18 protein-coding genes are annotated in these 17,208 nt (G+C 57.8%); 11 read left to right on the forward strand and 7 right to left on the reverse strand.

The annotated features are described in order from the left end of the window. From SMC1_RS04875 to SMC1_RS04925, 11 genes are all read left to right on the forward strand, one after another. Positions 1 to 680: radical SAM protein (locus SMC1_RS04875; protein ID WP_119085676.1), on the forward strand; the 680-nt coding region annotated here is incomplete at its 5' end. Further along, positions 661 to 1,608: a tRNA (adenosine(37)-N6)-dimethylallyltransferase MiaA gene (gene miaA / locus SMC1_RS04880; protein ID WP_165849225.1), complete on the forward strand. Its 948-nt coding sequence runs from the start codon at positions 661 to 663 to the stop codon at positions 1,606 to 1,608. The genes SMC1_RS04875 and miaA, both read left to right, overlap by 20 nt. Further along, the gene (locus SMC1_RS04885; protein ID WP_119085678.1) at positions 1,605 to 2,855 is read left to right on the forward strand and encodes a methionine gamma-lyase family protein; all 1,251 of its coding nucleotides are present in this window, start codon (positions 1,605 to 1,607) and stop codon (positions 2,853 to 2,855) included. Before miaA ends, SMC1_RS04885 begins: the two co-directional genes overlap by 4 nt. Positions 2,856 to 2,925: 70 nt before the next feature. Then, positions 2,926 to 4,173 (forward strand): serine hydroxymethyltransferase, encoded by a 1,248-nt coding sequence (gene glyA, locus SMC1_RS04890; protein WP_119085679.1) that lies wholly within the window; start codon positions 2,926 to 2,928, stop codon positions 4,171 to 4,173. A gap of 8 nt (positions 4,174 to 4,181) precedes the next feature. Next, positions 4,182 to 4,814 carry a uracil phosphoribosyltransferase gene (upp, locus tag SMC1_RS04895; protein ID WP_119085680.1) on the forward strand — a complete coding sequence of 211 codons (633 nt, stop codon included), beginning with the start codon at positions 4,182 to 4,184 and terminating at the stop codon, positions 4,812 to 4,814. A gap of 3 nt (positions 4,815 to 4,817) precedes the next feature. Continuing rightward, positions 4,818 to 5,798: an MraY family glycosyltransferase gene (locus SMC1_RS04900; RefSeq protein ID WP_119085681.1), complete on the forward strand. Its 981-nt coding sequence runs from the start codon at positions 4,818 to 4,820 to the stop codon at positions 5,796 to 5,798. A 1-nt stretch (position 5,799) separates the two neighbouring features. Further along, positions 5,800 to 6,921 (forward strand): non-hydrolyzing UDP-N-acetylglucosamine 2-epimerase, encoded by a 1,122-nt coding sequence (gene wecB / locus SMC1_RS04905; protein WP_165849226.1) that lies wholly within the window; start codon positions 5,800 to 5,802, stop codon positions 6,919 to 6,921. A gap of 3 nt (positions 6,922 to 6,924) precedes the next feature. Next, positions 6,925 to 8,205, forward strand: a complete 1,281-nt coding sequence (gene murA / locus SMC1_RS04910; protein WP_119085683.1) for a UDP-N-acetylglucosamine 1-carboxyvinyltransferase — start codon at positions 6,925 to 6,927, stop codon at positions 8,203 to 8,205. A 3-nt stretch (positions 8,206 to 8,208) separates the two neighbouring features. Beyond that, the gene (locus SMC1_RS04915; protein ID WP_119085684.1) at positions 8,209 to 8,559 is read left to right on the forward strand and encodes a metal-sulfur cluster assembly factor; all 351 of its coding nucleotides are present in this window, start codon (positions 8,209 to 8,211) and stop codon (positions 8,557 to 8,559) included. Then, positions 8,556 to 9,491 (forward strand): tyrosine-type recombinase/integrase, encoded by a 936-nt coding sequence (locus SMC1_RS04920; protein ID WP_119085685.1) that lies wholly within the window; start codon positions 8,556 to 8,558, stop codon positions 9,489 to 9,491. The genes SMC1_RS04915 and SMC1_RS04920 overlap by 4 nt, the downstream gene beginning before the upstream one ends. A gap of 187 nt (positions 9,492 to 9,678) precedes the next feature. After that, entirely contained in the window at positions 9,679 to 10,263 is a 585-nt protein-coding gene (locus SMC1_RS04925; RefSeq protein ID WP_207799310.1) for an HNH endonuclease, read from the forward strand. 84 nt (positions 10,264 to 10,347) lie between these two features. Here SMC1_RS04925 and SMC1_RS04930 read toward each other — a convergent pair whose 3' ends face one another. The 7 genes from SMC1_RS04930 to SMC1_RS04960 form a co-directional block, all read right to left on the reverse strand. Beyond that, positions 10,348 to 11,310, reverse strand: a complete 963-nt coding sequence (locus SMC1_RS04930) for a methionyl-tRNA formyltransferase (protein WP_119085686.1) — start codon at positions 11,308 to 11,310, stop codon at positions 10,348 to 10,350. A 2-nt stretch (positions 11,311 to 11,312) separates the two neighbouring features. Then, complete coding sequence (gene def / locus SMC1_RS04935; protein ID WP_165849227.1) at positions 11,313 to 11,822, reverse strand: peptide deformylase; 510 nt, start codon at positions 11,820 to 11,822, stop codon at positions 11,313 to 11,315. Positions 11,823 to 11,826: 4 nt separating this feature from the next. Next, positions 11,827 to 13,797 carry a hypothetical protein gene (locus SMC1_RS04940; RefSeq protein WP_126855171.1) on the reverse strand — a complete coding sequence of 657 codons (1,971 nt, stop codon included), beginning with the start codon at positions 13,795 to 13,797 and terminating at the stop codon, positions 11,827 to 11,829. Positions 13,798 to 13,920: 123 nt separating this feature from the next. Next, positions 13,921 to 15,090, reverse strand: coding sequence for a methionine adenosyltransferase (gene metK, locus SMC1_RS04945; RefSeq protein WP_119085689.1), 1,170 nt, complete (start codon positions 15,088 to 15,090; stop codon positions 13,921 to 13,923). A gap of 88 nt (positions 15,091 to 15,178) precedes the next feature. Continuing rightward, positions 15,179 to 15,442 (reverse strand): hypothetical protein, encoded by a 264-nt coding sequence (locus SMC1_RS04950; RefSeq protein ID WP_119085690.1) that lies wholly within the window; start codon positions 15,440 to 15,442, stop codon positions 15,179 to 15,181. Between the two features lie 9 nt (positions 15,443 to 15,451). Beyond that, a complete protein-coding gene (gmk, locus tag SMC1_RS04955) occupies positions 15,452 to 16,000 on the reverse strand; it encodes a guanylate kinase (protein WP_119085691.1) in 549 nt (182 codons plus the stop codon). After that, entirely contained in the window at positions 15,997 to 17,196 is a 1,200-nt protein-coding gene (locus tag SMC1_RS04960) for a S41 family peptidase (protein ID WP_119085692.1), read from the reverse strand. Before SMC1_RS04960 ends, gmk begins: the two co-directional genes overlap by 4 nt. Positions 17,197 to 17,208: the final 12 nt, after the last annotated feature.

Raw genomic sequence — 17,208 nt, forward strand, 5'->3', positions numbered from 1 at the left:
TTGGAGGGCTAATTGAGACCATGTCTGCGGTCGATGAACTGGACGGCAACTTCTGGTTCTGGTTCCTGAGCTCTCATCCAGCAAACTTCACGCCGGAGGAAGTGAGACGGGTCATGGAGCTGCGGCACATCGAGCATCGATTGCACCTTCCACTGCAGTCTGGGAGTGACCGCATCCTCGAGCGGATGAACCGGCGGTACACGATTGCAGACTATGCCAGGCTTGCAGAGCCCATCCGCGAGAACGTCGGCTGGACACTGACAACAGACATCATTGTGGGCTTTCCCGGGGAAACGGATGATGATTTTGTCCATACGGTCGACGCGGTCCGTCGATTCCAGTTTGATGGGGCCTTCCTTGCCAAGTACTCCGACAGGCCGGGTACGCCAGCGTCCAGAATGCAGGACAAGGTCCCGCCCGCGCTCATCGACGAACGGCACTCCGCCCTGCTCAGCATCGTCCAGGACCTGAGCGAGCAGAGCAACCAGGTGCTGGCAGGCAGATGCGTCGACGTGCTCGTCCTAGCTGTACATGCAGGCGGACATGCCTTTGGAAGGTCGATCGATGGCAGAAATGTCTGGTTCTCGTGTTCTGAACCAGCGCCAGGAGTTGGTACATTCGTCAGTGTGACTATTGACCATGGCTCGAGAGAAGGATTGCATGGCACCCGACTCTGCTAGTCTCCCATTGATTGTAGGCATTGTCGGCGCCACCGGAACGGGCAAGACTGCGCTTGCCCTGGGCATCGCCCGTCGTTTCGGAGGGTCGATCATCTCTGCCGACTCGATGCAGGTCTACGAGGGGATGGATGTCGGCACGGCGAAACTCAGCCTTTCAGAACGCCTAGGTGTTCCCCATGCTCTCATCGACGTCGTTCCTCCCAACGAGCACTTCTCTGTCGCCCAATACCAGCTGCTGGCACTCGAAGCTGTGAATGCGGCGATTCGCTTGCAGCGTCTGCCGATTCTAGTGGGAGGGACAGGCCTGTACGTGAGGGCTGTACTCGACGGATACGAATTCCTGCCGGAGAAGCCCGATGCAAGTCTACGGAGCCAGCTGCGAATGTTGTCCGAGGGGGAGCTGCGCGCGCGTCTGAGAGAGATTGACCCTGTGGCGGAACGCGAGATTGCCTCGAACGATGTCAGGCGACTGGAACGGGCCTTGGAGATGAGTGCTGAGTCAGGAGACATGCCAAGCGTCCTGAAGCGGAGACAGCACCCGGTCCCATGGCGAGTCCTCCGTATTGGCTTGCGTGCAGAGCGGGCCGAACTCTACAGACGGCTTGACCGGCGCGTTGATACCATGATCTCTGCAGGAATGGAAGAGGAAGTGCGGCGTCTGCTGGCCGATGGCCTGAACTCTGACGACACCGCGATGCAGGGTATAGGCTATAAGGAGCTGAACGCCTGGATGCGTGGAGAGATAGGGCGCGACGAGGCGATCGAGCTCTGGAAAAGGCGGACACGCAATTACGCCAAACGGCAGGAGACCTGGTTCAGAAGAGAGAAGGACGTTCACTGGATCGACGTAAGCAATCAAACATCTGATTCGGTTCTGGTGCAGGCGGGAGCCCTCGTCGAATCCGCCGCAGGAGGGCACAGCAGATGATCACGGAACGCCAGCTCATGGAACGGACGCAGCAGCTCGAGCGTGAGTATGCGACCGAAATTGCAGATATTCGTGCAGTTCAACGTCGCAACTTCATGCGTATCCTTGACGCATTCCACACTGTTGGCTTGTCGACATCGGACCTTCGTCCCATGTCGGGTTATGGCATCGGGGACAACTTGCGGGACAAGACCGAACGCGTCTTTGCCCGTTTGTACGGCGCACAAGCTGCACTGGTGCGCCCGCAGATCATCTCTGGAACTCATGCTCTGGCGATCGCACTGTTCGGAGTGCTTCGTCCCGGGGATGTGTTGTGTTGCGTGACGGGGGCTCCCTACGATACGATGGAGGAGATCATTGGAATCCGCCCATCTGATGGTTCGCTTGCAGAGTTTGGTGTCAGCTATGCCCAGTGCGACATCACGGCATCACCCGCAGAACTGTGGGAGGAGCAGCTCGAGAGATGCTTCTCGACCCAGTTGCCGAAAGTTGTCCTGATTCAGCGGAGTCGGGGATACAAGCGCATCCGGGCGCTTCGCGAGGGTGAGATCGCACGGATGATCTCCTCCGTGAAACATGTCTCGCCCGAGAGTCTGGTCCTTGTCGACAACTGCTATGGCGACCTTCTCGAGGATCGTGAACCCACAATGGACGGCGCGGATCTGCTGGTCTCGTCGTTCATGAAGAATATCGGAGCGGGGATTGCCCCAACGGGCGGCTACGTGGTGGGGACTTCCAGGGCCGTGGCCCTGGCCGCGACCCGGTACTCGAGTCCAGGAGTAGGTGCTGAGATTGGGCCGAATCTTGGGTTTGCCGAGACGTTCCTGCGGAGTCTGCTCTTTGCCCCGACGGTAATTGAGCAGGTCCTGACGGGAAACCTTCTTGCGAGCGCGCTTCTGCAGGAAAACGGCTTCGTCGTGGATCCGGGCCCTCACGACCTCCGCGGGGACATTGTGCTGCGCATCGAGTGCAGGTCAAGGGAACGGTTCGCAGCGTTTGCACGCGCTGTGCAGGAGTGCTCTGCACTGGACGCCGATGCCGTACCCGAGCCGAGCGCCATGCAGGGATACGAGACGGAAGTCCTGATGGCAGGCGGAACCTTTGTGCAGGGATCCACGATTGAACTGAGTTTCGACGGCCCCCTTCGCGAGCCGTACGTCGGATATTTGCAGGGAGGTCTGAATGCATGGCAGGTGGTGCAGGCGACCGCGCGGGGAATCGTGTATAGTATGGATGTGCGCAAGTAGTGTCGTCGTCCGCCATTCGTGATAGAATATTTGAACGACGAAATGCCGAAAAAAATGATGGGAGGTCGTTATGACAGGTTTAACGAGAGTTGATCCCGAAGTAGCTGATGCACTGAACAAGGAACTGCACCGTCAGCAGAATAACATTGAGCTCATCGCATCTGAGAACTTTGTGTCCGAAGAAGTCCTGGCAGCACAGGGTTCAGTCCTGACAAACAAGTACGCCGAGGGATACCCGGGCAAACGTTACTATGGCGGTTGTGAGTATGTTGATGTCATCGAGACGCTGGCTATTGAGCGTGCCAAGGCGCTCTTCGGTGCGGAGGGGGCAAACGTTCAGCCCCACTCGGGAACGCAAGCCAACCTTGAGGTCTACTTCTCCGTTCTACAGCCAGGAGACACGATCCTGAGCATGTCTCTTGCCGACGGTGGGCATCTGAGTCACGGAAGCCCCGTGTCGCTCACGGGCAAACTGTTTCACATCGTCTCCTATGGCGTTCGGAAGGACAGCGAGACAATTGACTATGACCAGGTAGCCGAGCTGGCCCGAACAGAGCATCCCAAGCTGATCATCGCAGGTGCCAGTGCGTATCCGCGCATCATCGACTTCCCGCGTTTCCGCGAGATCGCCGATTCGGTCGGTGCATTGCTCATGGTAGACATGGCCCACATAGCCGGGCTGGTCGCCGCAGGAGTTCATCCTTCACCGGTACCGTATGCGGATTTCGTCACGACGACGACGCACAAAACACTTCGCGGTCCTCGAGGAGGGATCATCCTCTACAAGGAGAAGTATGCCAAGCAGCTCAACAGTGCTGTGTTCCCTGGTAGCCAGGGAGGACCTCTTGAACATGTCATCGCGGCGAAGGCAGTCGCTCTGAGACAAGCTGCGTCTCCCGAGTTCGCCGCCTATCAGAAGCAAGTTCTCGCTAACGCAAGAGCCTTGGCACAGGCGCTGACGGAGCGTGGCTATCGCATCGTTTCCGGCGGCACCGATACTCACCTTATGCTTGTCGATCTGACTTCCAAGGGAGTTACGGGCAAAGAAGTCCAGGCGCTTGTCGAGACCGTAGGCATCACTGTCAACAAGAATGCCATCCCCTTCGATCCATTGCCGCCAAACAAGGCAAGTGGAATGCGGCTTGGGACTCCGGCTGTGACCACTCGCGGCATGCGTGAGCCAGAGATGGTCGAGATCGCCGCCCTGATCGACGAGACGATCATGGGGCGTGATGACGAGGAGAAGCTGGATCAGATTCGAGCTCGCGTGACGGCGCTTACGGACCGTTTTCCACTATATGCAGGGAAGATGTACTAGGAGAACTGATGGACCATCGTAACCTCCAGGTGCTGGATCATCCTCTGATACGACACAAACTGACCCTTCTTCGCAACAGGAACACGACGCACAAGGACTTCCGTGAGCTGGCGGAGGAACTTGCCGGGCTCATGACGTACGAGGTTTGCAGGAACATGCGAACCAAGGCGTGCCCCATAGAGACCCCCCTGGAGTCCTACGATGGGCAGGAACTGGAGAACGAAGTCACGATAGTGCCCGTGCTTCGAGCCGGGCTCGTCATGGCCCAGGGGATGCTCGACATGATCCCTCACGCCAAGGTGGGACACATCGGCCTGTTCAGAGACGAGAACACTCTGGAACCGGTTCAGTACTACTGCAAGCTTCCCGAGAGCACTCCTGAGTCAGACGTGTTTATTGTGGACCCGATGCTTGCAACTGGAGGCAGTGCTTCCAAGGCCATTTCACTCGTCAAGGAACGCCATCCTCGCAGCATCTCCTTCTGTTGTATCATTGCGGCGCCAGAGGGCATCGAGGTGTTGCAGCGCGAGCATCCCGACGTGAAAATCGTCACCATGGAAATTGACCGTTGTTTGAACGAGAATGGGTATATCCTTCCCGGTCTTGGCGATGCCGGAGACAGGATATACGGGACGAAGTAGTCCATGCATCTTGTGATTACGCAGGCACAGCTCTGGTCGTTCCTCGTGGCTTTGGCGCTGAGCCTTGTGCTGACACCGGTCTTCACCAAGCTTGGGCTGCGGCTTGGCATCACCGACAAGCCGGCTGCCAATGCTGAGGCGAACATCGACGGGCAAAGGCGCAGAGTGAATCGGAAGGTGATTCCTCGCACTGGTGGCATCGCCATCGTGATCGCGTTCATCGTATCTGTGTTCTTCTTTGATTCACTCACAATGCAGTTGAAGGGAATCCTTGTCGGTGGGAGCATCGTATTCATTGGCATGCTCCTGGACGACATGTTCGACATCCCCGCGTTACTGAAGCTACTGATACAATCAGTGGCAGCAATCGTCGTCATCGCGTTTGGGGTCCGTGTGACCACATTCACCAACTTCCTGCATGGAGGGTTCTTCCAGCTTGGCATCGGCGGCATCATACTCACGTACTTCTGGATCGTGGGCATCACCAATGCGCTGAACCTCATCGATGGATTAGACGGCCTTGCGGGTGGCGTCGCTGCGCTGATTCTCCTCGCAATGTTCTTCTTCGCCGCGCTCAAGGGCATGGCAACCATGGGGGCCATCCTTGTGGCGCTGCTTGGTGCTGTCCTGGGATTCCTTGTCTTCAACTACAATCCGGCGAAGGTGTTTCTTGGAGACGCCGGGTCTGAGTTTCTGGGGTTCATGATCGCGAGCCTTTCCGTCTATGGCGCCCTTAAACTGCCGACGACTGTCATGCTGATCGTGGCGGTTTTCGCGCTTGGCATCCCCATCGCGGAGACAGTCTCGAGCATTTTCCGCCGGGCGGCCAGGCACCAGTCTCCCATGAAGGGAGACAATGGGCATTTCCACTATCTGCTACTGTTCCATGGGTGGAGCCAGCGGCGCATCACGGCGCTGTACTACCTGGTGACGTTCATGCTATGCTCGATCGGGCTGGCCATCGCCCTTTTGGGACTCCACTGACGTGCGTCGCAACATTCTGTGCATTTTTGGTACGCGTCCTGAGGCGATCAAGATGGCACCCATCGTCAAGGCGCTGGAGGCCGATCCCAGGTTCGACAGTCATGTGCTCCTGACCGGCCAGCATATGCAGATGCTGGACGACGTTGTGCAAATGTTCGAGATCCTGGTGTGGCGAGATCTCAACGTCATGAAGCAGCGCCAAACGCTTCCATATCTGACGGCGGCGCTGGCAACGCAGATTTCCGATGCACTGGCTGAGCTGCAACCGGACATGGTTCTCGTCCACGGAGATACTACTACCACGTTCATGGGAGCTCTCGCGGCGACCTACGCAAAGATCCCGGTCGGTCATGTCGAGGCGGGACTCAGGTCCCATCAGAAGTTCAGCCCTTTCCCCGAGGAAGTGAACCGCATGCTTACAGATCAGATTTCCGACCTCTGCTTCGCGCCCACTGAGGAGGCCAGACAGAATCTCCTGCATGCAGGTATCGACGCCCGCAGTATCGATGTCGTCGGAAACTCAATCGTAGACGCCGTGCACATGGCCTTGCCTCACCTTCGTGCTCCGGACATCATGTCGAGGGTTCGGCCGGGCAGTCCCATGATCATCATGACGGCACACCGTCGCGAAAACTGGGATACCGGCATTGCAATCTTCTCGGGCGCGCTCGTAAAGCTCTCCAGGTTGCATCCAGAATTGACGTTTGTCTTTCCGGTACATCTCAACCCGGTTGTGCGAGAAACGGTTTTCGGGATTGCGTCGGGCCTGCCGAACGTCGTGCTCACCGACCCTCTTCCGTACTTCGATTTCCTGTATATGCTTGAACACTGTATTGCCGTTCTCAGCGACTCGGGCGGAATTCAGGAAGAGTCCGTGACGCTTCACAAGCCGATGCTCCTGCTCCGTGAGGTCACCGAGCGCCCCGAGGCTGTGACAAGTGGCTGGGTCAAGCTGGTCGGCCAGGACGAGGACCTCATCGTCTCGTCGTTCGAGCAGCTTGTGGCAAGTGGTTTTGCAGTTCTGGGCGAGGGCCGGGTCAACCCATATGGCGATGGAACAACTGCAGCGCAGATACTCGCTCACATCGACAATTATCTTAATGCGACTCACTCAGGAGGGTAACGTATGACCACGGAACAGAGCTTTCTCATCGAAGGAGGGAATTCGCTCCACGGTTCGGTGCGCTGCAGTGGCGCCAAGAACTCGATCCTGCCGCTGGTGGCGGCTGCAATTGCTGTCCGCGACGTAGTCAGCTTCCAGAATGTCCCGGACATCAGCGACCTCCAGTCTCTCCTCACTCTCATCCAGGCGATGGGTGTCAAACTGGTTTCCTTCAGTAATGGAGAAGTGGTGCTGGACACTCGTGGTCCCATTGAGACGCGCGTCGAAAACACCAACGGCTACAGCTTGCGCGGAACGCAAACACTGGTAGGAGCACTTCTTGGGCGCGAGCACAGGGCAATGCTCCCATCGCTGGGCGGGTGCAGTATCGGTGCTCGACCCATCGACCTTCACATCAAGGGGCTGCGAGCGATGGGCACACAGTTCGAGTGGAAAGACGGCTATCTTGTTGGTCAGGCCAAGGCTCTCAAGGCCTGCGATGTCTACCTCGACTTTCCCAGCGTGGGTGCGACGGAGAATCTCCTGTTGGCAGCTGCTCTTGCCGAAGGAACGACACGTGTCTTCAACGCGGCCCAGGAGCCGGAGGTGTACGATCTCATCTCCTTCCTCAACAAGGCAGGCGCCCGTATCGTGCCCGTTTTCCCGTTCGGATTCCGTATCGAGGGCGTCGCTCAGCTGCACGGAGCGTCGCACCGCATCATCGGCGACCGCATCGAAGCTTCGACACTCATGATGGCGACGGCCATTACGCAGGGCGAGGCTACCATCACGGGCATCGATGTCCGTCATATCTGGTCGATCGTCGCTAAACTGCGGGAGACGGGCGCGGTGGTCGAGGTCAAGGGAGATGATGCCGTTGTCGTCAAGGGCGTTCCAGGGTACCGGTCGACAGATATTCGTACCCTGACGTTCCCGGGGTATCCGACGGATGCCCAGCCTCAGATGACCGCGTATCTGACATTGGCGCATGGCAATTCGGTCGTTGTCGAGAGCATCTTCGAGAACCGGTTCGGTGCTATCCTTGAGCTTGAGCGCATGGGCGCCCGCATTAAGGTGGCGGAAGAGACAGCCATTATCGAGGGTGTCGAGTCACTGAACTCGGCGACAGTCCAGGCAAAGGATCTGCGGGGTGGTGCCGCTCTGGTGCTAGCCGGCCTTGCAGCGCATGGCACAACTACCGTAAAATCCATCCATCATATTGATCGGGGATACGAAGCGCTAGACGGTAAGCTGTCTCAACTGGGCGCACACGTGACTCGTGTCAACCAACCGGAGGTATCATAGACCATGATAGAACAAGAGCAGGTTCTTGACGCACTGCGGGCCGTCTACGACCCTGAGATTCCGATTAACGTCGTTGACCTTGGGCTGATTTACGGAGTAGAGATCACAGCCGAGGGAGACGTCACTGTCCGTATGACCATGACTGCTCCGCAGTGTCCGATGAGCGATTATCTACTCCAGCAGGCTGAACAGGGAGTTCGGACTGTAGCAGGTGTGCGGAACGTCAAGGTGGATCTTGTGTTCGATCCTCCGTGGGAGCCCTCCATGATCAAGGAAGATGCCCTGAAGAGCGCCGGTATTGTCACGGACACTTCGGCTGACCCGGCCGGAGGCGACTGCTCCACGGAAAAATGAAGGAGATCACGCCGCGACAGCCTGCAGGCACGCTGGCGGCGAATCTTGACCAGCTGATCGAGAGCTTCCTGCTGGCACAGGATGTCGGCATCACCAGCAAGATAGTGTATCGGCGCGCGCTCAAGCGGTTCAAGGAGTTCCTGTCGCTTCGAGAGGCCGCTGGCGGGGTCGGCTACCTGACGAAGACCGACATCGTCCAGTACAAGAGCCATCTGCTGGCAGAGGGACTGTCGCCTCGGACGGGGAATCTGTACCTTACCTCCGTACGCCAGTTCTTCAAGTATCTCGAGTCGAACCGCATCTATCCCGATGTGTCCGCGGGCCTCAAAGGGTTCAAGCGTTCGTACGGATTCAACCGCGATCCGCTTACCCTGCAGCAGGCGCGTGATCTGTTGAACTCCATCGATACGAGCGACATGATCGGCCTGCGCGACTTCGCCATGATCAACCTGATGCTTCGGACCGGGCTCCGCACGATGGAGGTCGTTGGCTCTGACGTCGGAGACATTCGTCAGACGTCCAACGCCACACTCCTGTACGTGCGCAGCAAAGGCAAGGACGCGAAAGATGATTTCGTCGTCCTCACGCGGGAAGCGTACGAGCCGATTGTGCGCTACCTGGCCGCGCGCCGGTGCACAGACCCACGTGCGCCGCTGTTTGTGTCACATAGCAACCACAACGAGGGCAGGCGGATCACGACGAAGACCCTGCGTTTTGAGGTGAAACAGAAGCTCCTGGGAATCGGCGTGTACTCCTCGCGCATCTCCGCGCACTCGCTGCGGCATACCTTTGCCACCATGGCCCTTCAGAATGGTGCGACGATAGAACAGGTGCGCGACACGCTACGGCATCAGAATATTACGACGACACAGATCTATGTTCATACGACCGACCGGCTGGAGCATGCGGCCGAAGATACTATCAAGATCTGAGTCTGTCCTCGGGTGCCGAAAAGCGGCCCTAGGAAGAGATTTCGATTTGCGAGACGTACAACCGTGAATGAGATCGCCGGAAATGCGACAGTTCTGAACGGCTGATCACTACTCGGCTGGCCAAACATATTTGTGGCCGACTCCGTAGTAATCGTGGGGAGACCTCTAGAAAGGAGCACTCGAGGCCATGAGAAGAGACTTTGACTACGATTCAAGGGTGGAAGGCGAAAGCGTACGCATCTTCGTGCCTCACCATGCCTCGAACAAAGGACAACACTGCGGCCAGTCTTGGAAAATGCCTGTGGTCTATACGCTGGAGGTGATCGTAGACCGTAGCATCTATGAGAGGCTGAAAGATGGCAACGCTCTGCTGGGCGTTAACTATGCCAACACGAGAGTGCCTACGCAGACGCCTCTTGCGCGAGCCTATATTGGACGAATCTGCGGGATCACCTATCCAGGAAGCTCATATCCACTACCCTGGTTGGTGCTTGGCAGCCGGCCCGCCGATGGATTGATGGCTGACCACATCAATGGCAACGGGCTTGACAACCGCTTGCAAAATCTCCGCTGGGCTACACATTGGCAGAACATGCAGAACAGGCGGGGCTGGGGCAGTGCAAGCAAGACTATGGGAGTGCACTACAACAAGAGCACTGGTAAGTGGGTTGCCAGCGTGATGCGTGCAGTTGATATCCAAGAGGAAGCCGAGGCTGAGGCGATCCGGATCCATGAGTTGGTATATGGGCCATTTGCCAGGTCAGTCAATTGAGGAATCCGATCGCCACAAATCAATCTTTGTGAACGTTGGACCAAACTGTGGATAACTTTGGCCCGACCTTTGAGATGGGTAAGTCTATGCAAATGGGTTTCGACGGAGGACATTTCCGGGGACAAGACGCCGGCCGTTGAGAAGGTCGACCGTCGACATGGGAGTCTTCCCCGGAAACTGGAGCTCTAAAAGTTCGAGCCATCCGTCACCGCAGCGAACGGCGACACGCTTGCGCAGAAATTGTGCAACCGTACCAGAGGGGGCGTCTGCGGAGAGGTCGATGTCTGCAGACAAAGGGATAGCCCTGAGGATCTTCAGTCGGTCCGTTTCCTGGAAAGAGCACGCACATGGTTCAGGGGCAAGAGCCCGGACGAGATTGTATGCCTGCTCGATCGAACCTGACCAGTCGATGAGTTCGTCGTCAGACTTGAGCTTGCGTGCGTAGGAGCCCGCGCCGGTTTGTTGCAGTGGCGTTGTTGAGCTGTGCAACAGTTGGTCGAAGACGTGCAAAGTAAGCGGCACTCCTACCCGGATGATAGAAGCCTCGACATCGGTGCGGTAATCCGAGTCGGCAATTGTGAACGATTCCTGAGCCAGAAGCTCACCACGGTCCAGCAGGCCGTTCATTCGAATGATGCTCACGGCTGACTGCCTGCAACCGTCCATGATCTGGCGTTCAATGGGAGCTGCCCCCCGATACCAGGGCAGCGGGGACGGGTGGAGGTTGATGGAGGCGAGACGCGGTGCATCCAGGAGAGCCTGCGGAAGGAGTCTTCCGTAGGAAAGCAGGAACAGGATGTCGACGGCACCGTCGACCAGTTGCTTCGTCAGTAGCCCTTCAGGGGTCTCTGCGCCATTCAGCACGGGGATTGAATGAGACTCTGCCCACGCTTGTACGGGGTTGGCCAGGAGCTTGCCTCGGCGGATGCGCGGCTCCTCTGACACGACCGCAAGTACGACGTGGAACCGGCATCTGATGGCGTCGAAGACCGGGACCGAAATCGATGACGAACCAAAGACAGCGATGCGGGGAACGTCCAAGGCCATCGTCAGAGTTCCTGTCCCTTTCCCTTGATTGTTTGAGTCAGTACGGCGGCGACGGGGCTTCCTTCTTGGACGGAAATCGTGGACGGGTCAGTGATCCGATCGACGAACAGCATGCCCTGGAGGTGATCCAACTCGTGTTGGATGACACGAGCTTCAAAATCGACGTACTTGTGGATGCGTCTCTTGCCGGTATGATCCAAGTATGAGAGCGTGATTTCAGTAGCACGGTCGATTGGAGCATAAACACCGGGAACGCTGAGACAGCCTTCCTCAGCGCTTGCTGATCCTTTGCGCTCCAGGATCTGAGGGTTCGCCACAAGATGGAGCCCTTCGCCGACATCGTAGATGAAGAACGCTTGGCTAAGGCCAATCTGAGGGGCAGCCAAGCCGACTCCTGTTGGTTTCATGAAATCTTCCATCGATTCGGCCAGATGAACAAGCTCTCTTGTCATCTTCCGTATGGGTTTTGCCTTCTGGCGAAGGATGGGACTGCCAATCAGTACGATTTTCATGTGATCAGTATACCCGGATGGTGGCATTCTGGAAGTGTCTATTGTGAGCGAGAGCGGTGCCAACACGCAGTCCAAGGGCCGCCTGCAGGGAGTCGGCCCGGAACTCGAGAGAGAGGACTCTTGCCCGAGCCGAGACTGTCAGCAGGTCCGCGTGCAGCCCGCGGAAATCCACTCCTTCCGCAACAAGGGCGTTCTCCAAGTCCTTGGTCATTGCGTCCACGTCGGGGCTCGCGCCGCGAGACGAGACACGTATAACGAACTGGCGTGCGAAAGGCGGCATCAACAGCTCCCGGCGCTGTTCCCTCTCCTTTTCAAGGAAGGCTGCCATGGTCTCAGTACCGTCGAGAACGCCTCGCAGGCCTGTGGAGCGGCGGTCGAGTTGGATCAGAACAGTGCCTGGCGCGGTTTCTGCTACCGCGCCACTGACGACGACGGCCAGCTGCTCGATGTTATCGAACACCGGGTGCCGGAGCCCGACGCTTACGTCGGGAAAGACAACGAGCTCAGGCTTCAGGACAGCGATGCGCTGGACATCGGCATACGTGCCGAGAAACAGCGACGGACCGGTGTTCTGCGCGACCATGGCCTCGTCGGTGGGTGTCATTAGCTGGACGGCTGAGACCGGAAACGTACGCTGGAGCTCACGGGCGAGGCGGTCCAGACCGTACCCGCGTGATCGAAGTTGTGTCCCATGGCAGTTGGGACAGAGATCGGGCGGAACCTCTGAATGACCGCACTGTTTGCAGAAGAGCCTCTTCCTATCCCCTCCCAGGGTCAGCGTCGCACCACAGTCAGGGCAGGTCGCTGTGTACCCACATTCCGCACACTCGATCAGCGTCGCAAAACCGCGAATGTTCAGGAGAAGCATGGAGTCCTTGCCGTGGTCGTAGGTTTGCCGGAGGAGGTGCATCGTGGGTGCGAGGAGAACCCCCGAAGGCCCAGTCTGTTTCTCCGAGGCAGGGTTCTGACTCCGAAGAACGAAGGTAGCAGACACGTGGGCAGGGTTCTCGACCTCTGATCCCAGCACGGAGTCTGTCGGGACACCACACGCGTCAAGTACTGAGAGTGTGGGCGCACTCACGCCAGCCAGACACGGGATGCCGTGCGCCTTGCTCATGTCAGCTGCAACACTGAGAAGACTTCTGAGCGAAAAGTGTTGCCAGAAGAAGGGCCACTCCCCGGGGATCCCTAGGTCGACGGCAACAAGTGCGATTTCAGGGAGGATCAATGACGAGAACTGACGGGTGCTCAGCCAGACGGTCGAGTGGCGGTCGCCACGAAAGCGTCTGGCGCCGACTGAGGGCCAACGGACAGCCGGAATGTTCCAGTCGCGGGACAGGAGCCCTTCGTAAAGACTCGCGAGTACGTCTGAGCTGACGATCAGGGCAACGCTGCCGCCGCCAGCGATCGCGGCTTCGATGGCCGAGCGAAAGCGAGTCGCCCTGTCCACGAAGGATCCGACAATAAGCTGTGGGTCACTGTGGTCGCCCCGTGCGTAAGACACTCGTGGCTCGGTGTCGGCTAGTCCGCGGTCGACAACAAATCCCTGCTCATAGAGCTTGCGTCTTGCGGGGGTTGAGAGTTTCCAGAGCGCGCTCTGTAGATGAGCAGTGGCTTCACTATCTGAAAGCAGTTGGCGCACTGGAGCGGTCTTTGTGGAAAAGGAGGGGTCCCGCGCGGCCATCACCTGCAGATTGTGCAGAAGCCTTGCCGGGTCGGATGCAGTGAGGCGAGCCTTGCTGCGGTCATGCGGTTGAGATGCCTGCAGGAAACGGACAATCGCGAGAGCATCTTCCCAACCAAGGACCTGTCTCTCGAGAGAATGCTGAAGCGCCACCACATCAAGCCCCAGCGCCGGATAGATGCCAGGCGCTGAGCACACACTCAGGGCGGAGAGAGGAAGCCCCCCTGTCTCGGACCATGGACCCTCGAGTCCAGATACCGACACGAGCAGGGCAGGCGCGACATTGTGCATAAAAGGAACCAGGAACCACGTCCCTGGTTCCGGATTGTCCCCAACCGAACCGAGATCGTACGATAGGAGGTTACGCGAAAATGGACCTCTCTGTGTCAGAACGGCGAAACTGCCGAGCACGGGCTAGATGTTGAGCCAGTTCTTCAGTTCTCGAACCAGGTCAAGTTCTTCCCAGCTGAATCCCGGACGTCCGAAGTGACCGTGCATGGACGTCTGGCGGTAAATGGGCTTTCGAAGCCCGAGGTAGTCTATCATGGCAGTAGGAGTCATTTCGACATTCTTCGCAATGGCGTCCCGTACGATCGACTCGGGAACCGCGCCAGTGCCTTCGAAGGAAATCTCGAACGAAGCGGGGTCCTTCTGACCGATGACATAAGCCACCTGCGTAAGGCATCGATGGGCAATACCGGCTGCCACGATGTTCTTGGCGAGATACCGCATAAGATAGGTGGCCGACCGGTCCACTTTTGTGGGGTCCTTGCCAGAGAAAGCTCCTCCGCCATGCGGGATACGTCCCCCGTACGTGTCGATGCCTAATTTGCGTCCCGTCATACCCGTGTCGGACTGTGGGCCACCCACGACAAACTTGCCGGTTGGATTCACAAAGATCGTGGTCTTGCTGTCGAGAAGGTCAATCGGCAACGATGGCCGTACGATCTTTTCGATGATCTCCTCACGAGCCTGATTCGACATTCGTGAGGGATTGTCGGGATCAAGAACGGTGTCGAGGTGCTGAGATGAGAGGACCACAGAACGCAGGTACACGGGCTTGTCGCCATCGTATTCCAGCGTGACCTGACTCTTGCCGTCCGGGCCCAGATAGTCAAGGATATTCTGCTGCCGGACTTCCTCCTGCCGCATAGTAAGCTTGCGCGCCAGTTCGTACGGTAGCGGCATATACTCAGGCGTTTCGTCCGTGGCATAGCCATACATGATACCCTGGTCCCCGGCGCCACCTGCGTCGACAGCCTGCGCAATGTCTGGAGACTGGCGACCAATTGCGTTGACGACCGCACAGGTCTTGGCGTCAAACCCATATTTCGGGTGATTGTAGCCAATGGTGTCGATAGTCGACCGGACGACTCCGTCGACGTCGACGAATGCGTTGGTCGTAATCTCTCCCCCGACAATGACCAGGCCATGTGTGACAAAGGTTTCACAGGCGACGCGGCTGTATCGGTCCTGCGTAAGCAGTTCGTCCAGAATGGCGTCTGAGATCTGGTCGGCGACCTTGTCGGGATGCCCGATCGTCACAAACTCTACGGTCTGGCTGGTGCGCGCATTCTTGTCCATAGGTCTCTCCTTTCGCAAGTTGTCGACACCCCGCACGCTCGTACGGGGTGGTTGACGCTTCTTCGTAAGTGATTGGATTCCGGGTACTCTAGCGCTTCGGCTCGATGTCCTCGATCACCGGGTTCGCAGCGTCGCGTGCCGCTGCAGCCACCATGCGGCCGGCGGACTTCCGAAGGATGTCATCAACAGGCTCGCGGAGCGGGTCAGTCTTCTCTTCGAGCAATTCATGCGATGTATCGAGAAGCTGACGAATGAGCCGATACTTGTTCGTGTCGACTTTCGCAATCAACGTCTCCAGATAGAGGTTTGCCAGCTCCGGCTGTTGGGTAGGCTGTTCTTTCTGCTCGTCCATGCACGACTCCTATCTCCGCAGTACACTGCGGACTATGCTGTCGACAATGTCGACCGTGGTCTCAAGGTCGCGGTTCGTAACCATGTAATCGTAGTCCTTGGCAAAAGTCATCTCGTAATGACCAAGCTCGATGCGTCCGGCTATCTCTTGGGGCGTTTCCGAGCCTCTGCACTCCAGACGACGTTCGAGCTCCATCACATCCGGGGGCTTAAGGAAAATCATAAGGGCTCCTGGAAACAGGCGCTTTATGCTGGGACCGCCATGAATATCGATGGTTAGGACGAGAATCTCCTGTGGCCTGACAGCCTCAAGCGAGGACATTAGCGTCCCATAGTGATGGCCACGTATATCAGCATACTCTGCGAACAGTCCTTTGTCAATCCAATCTGTGAACTGTTCCTCGGTCACAAAGTGATAGTCGACGCCGTCCACTTCCCACGGTCGGGGGGCCCTCGTCGTCACGGAGATCGAGCGTTGCATGTCTGGGTAGCGCCGCAGCAGTTCCGCGACGACAGTGCTCTTGCCGACGCCTCCAGGACCAGATACCACGACAATCATGGGCGCTTTCCTTCCTCCACCGTCTGGACAGCACGTGCGAGTTGGCCATCACCCGGCAGCGTTCCAAAGAGTGCGGGGGCTGGATCTGCCACCACGATGTTGGGAGTCAGCCCTTTCTTCTGGATCGTGTTCTTGTTTGGCGTGTAGTACTCCTCGACCGTCACTTTGAGTTCGTATCCTTCCGCGAGGTCCCAGCTTCGCTGGATGAGTCCTTTGCCGAACGTCGTGGTTCCCACGACGAGAGCCGCCTTGTTCTCCTGCATGGCAGCCGAGAAGATCTCGGAAGCGCTCGCAGAGTTTTCGTTGACCAGGACAACGATCGGAAACGAGACACTGGCACCATTGACGGTCACAGGGTTTACTTCGCCTCCAGCCTCCCTCGTCCATAGAGCTGTCCCATGGGGAATGAAGTTCGAGAGCATGTCGAGGCATTCACTCAGATAGCCGCCTCCATTGTCCCGTATGTCGATGACCAGTCCTGCAATCTTCTGGTCCTCGAGTGTGTGAAGCGCCCGGGCAAACTTCACAGCCACACCAGAGTTGAATGAGGAGACGGAGATGTAGCCAACCTTGTTCCCGATGATGCGACTCTCTACAACCGGGAGCTCGACTTGGCGCCGCTCGACAGTGTAGTCCAGAAGTGTCCCGGCACGTTCGATCTTCAATCGTACCGAGGTACCCGCCTTGCCCTTGACACGAGCGGAGACGGTATCGAGGTCCAGTTTTCGAGCGGTCGTGCCGTCTATGCTGTCGATGAGGTCTCCAGGTTTCAGCCCAGCCTCTTCTGCAGGCGTACCGGCAAACACCCTCACGATCTCGATGGCGTCAGCTTTCTTGCTCGGCGTGATGACGACGCCGATGCCTACGTATTCACCAGACAGCTGTTCGCGAAAGTCCGCCGCCTCGGCAGGTGTAAACAGTTCCGTGTACGGGTCGCCGAGCCCGACGACCTGTCCCTTGAGGAGCTTGCCGGCATCAACCTTCTGGTAGTACTGCAGGCTGAGGGTGTCATAGATGTCCCCGGACAGCTTGAGATAGGTGTCGCGGTCAAGGGTCGTCTGGACTGACGATGGTCGGGAAGAGCCTGTAAGGCGTGGGGCAAGGAATGGATATGCAACGAATCCTGCCCAGAATGCGATCACGACAACGAGCAGCGCGGCTACTGCTATGACAAGCGAGGATCTTCTGGATGGCATGGGAATCTCCTT

The organism is Candidatus Cryosericum septentrionale, from assembly GCF_003570995.1.
In the GTDB taxonomy this organism is placed as follows: domain Bacteria; phylum Caldisericota; class Caldisericia; order Cryosericales; family Cryosericaceae; genus Cryosericum; species Cryosericum septentrionale.